At 63.5% G+C, this 1,861-nt stretch carries 1 protein-coding gene and 1 pseudogene; one reads left to right on the top strand and one right to left on the bottom strand.

The annotated features are described in order from the left end of the window. Positions 1-227 precede the first annotated feature (227 nt). Complete coding sequence (locus U0S50_RS18575) at positions 228-635, top strand: transposase (RefSeq protein ID WP_416195016.1); 408 nt, start codon at positions 228-230, stop codon at positions 633-635. A gap of 62 nt (positions 636-697) precedes the next feature. On the opposite strand, the pseudogene tnpC reads toward U0S50_RS18575, so the two are convergent. Beyond that, positions 698-1,861, bottom strand: a pseudogene (gene tnpC, locus U0S50_RS18505) (IS66 family transposase); the annotation flags it as partial.

Raw genomic sequence — 1,861 nt, 5'->3', positions numbered from 1 at the left:
CCTGTGTGTTTTGGCGTAATCTGATATGCAATCCGGGAGACGACGATGCGCCCCGCCGATGCGGAGACAGCCTGCCATTTCCGGCTTGCGCGATGCGGTGAAGAAGAATGTGATGCGGAGCAAACTGTTGCTGGCGGAGATTGACGCGGTCGGGCCCTGGGGGCGGCGGATCGGGTTGATCGATCCGCACTATCCGAAAAGCGGGACCGAAGGGCCGTCGCCCGTCGATGCCCTTGGAAACGATTCTGCGGGTCTATTTCTTTCAGAGCTGGTATGCCTTGAGCGACCCGATGGTCGAAGAAATGCTGTATGACAGCGAGGCGATGCGCCGCTTCGCCGGGATCGAGCGGGGGGATGACCGCATCCCTGATGAGAACACGATCCTCAACTTTCGGCACTTGCTGGAGCGGCACGGGGTGACCGAGGCGATCTTCGCCGACGTGAGCAGCGCGCATCTGGCCGACAAGGGCATCACGCCGCGCTCGGGCGCGCTGGTGGATGCGACGATCATCGACGCGCCATCGTCCACCAGGAAGGGCAACGATTGGTATTTCGGCATGGTAATGCTCCCCGCTTTAACGAGGAGGATTATCAGGTCAAGCCGCCACGGGGGCTGCGGGAGCGCAAAGCGATAAGCGTTCGCTGCGGACCACTTGCGGCTTAGCTTGACGGCTTGAAGTTCCGTGGGCAGGAGATCGTCGATGTCGCCTTGCGGATGGCCTTTGGCGATCGCAGAGAGAGTTGCCTTGAGGTAGGCGAATGGCTCGATGCCGTTGATCTTGCAGGTTTCGATCGGCGATGCGATGCGGCCCCAAGCGATGCCGCCTTCGTCATGGCCGGCGAAGAGCGCGTTCTTGCGATTGAGGGCGATGGGACGGATCAGGTTTTCGACCCTGTTGGAGTCGATCTCGACGCGGCCGTCGGTCAGGAATGTTTGCTGCCCGTCCCACTGGTTATGGATGTAGGCGAGCTTTTCGCCCAAGCGGGACTTGGCGGAGATTTTGCGGCGTTGCGCCTGGAGCCATTCGCCAAAGGCCGCCACCAGCGGCGCGGTGCGGGTCTGGCGGGCGGAGAGACGCTGACCGGGGGAGATGCCGCGGATAGCCGCTTCAATGACATGGAATTCGGCAATGCGGCGCAGGCCTTCTGCCGCAATTTCAGAGCCGTCGCGGTCGAAGTCCTCTTTCAGTTTGCGCCGGGCGTGGGCCCAGCAATGCGCGACACGAAGGGGCGCGCCGCCCTTGCGCGAGGGCTTCGTCAACCGATTGTAGCCCTGATAGCCATCGATCTGAAGGATGCCGTCGAAGCCGGTCAGGAAGGTCTCGGCATTCTCGCCAGCGCGGCCAGGGACTGAGAGCAGACCACACCGGGCGGCTCCTCGCCGCCCCAGGGTCGGTCATGGCGGGCAGGCGCCCAAAAAGATATCCAGTCTTGGTCGTCCCCCGCGCCCCGGGTCCAGCACCGGGGCAGTGGTTTCATCCATGAACAGCTTGCCTGACCGCTTCAGGTGTTCGGCCAGCCGGTCGACCACTGGCTTCAGATGGAACGCAGCCTTGCCGACCCAATCCGCCAGCACGGCGCGGTGCAGATCAAGGCCCGCCCGCACGAGGATCTGGCTCTGGCGATATAAAGGAAGGTGATCAGCATATTTGCTGACCAGCACATGGGCGAGCGTCGCCTCGGTCGGCAGGCCGCCCATGATCAGGTGGCTGGGTGCCGGGGCCTGCGTCACCCCGTCGGTGCAGGTCCGACAGGCGTATTTCGGCCGCACGGTGACGATGACGCGCAGCTGTGCCGGCACGATGTCCAACCGCTCCGTGCGGTCTTCGCCGATCTTGTGCATGACGCCACAGCCGCAGGG

Origin of the sequence: Sphingopyxis sp. (assembly GCF_034380315.1) — a bacterium.
Classification (GTDB): domain Bacteria; phylum Pseudomonadota; class Alphaproteobacteria; order Sphingomonadales; family Sphingomonadaceae; genus Sphingopyxis.
The sequence above is the reverse complement of the archived record's forward strand: the minus strand, read 5'-3'. Positions and strand labels throughout refer to the sequence as shown.

Excerpts from the sequence above, each read along its gene's own strand:
- U0S50_RS18575 (WP_416195016.1), top strand. The coding sequence starts at position 228 with ATGCCCTTGGAAACGATTCTGCGGGTCTATTTCTTTCAGAGCTGGTAT.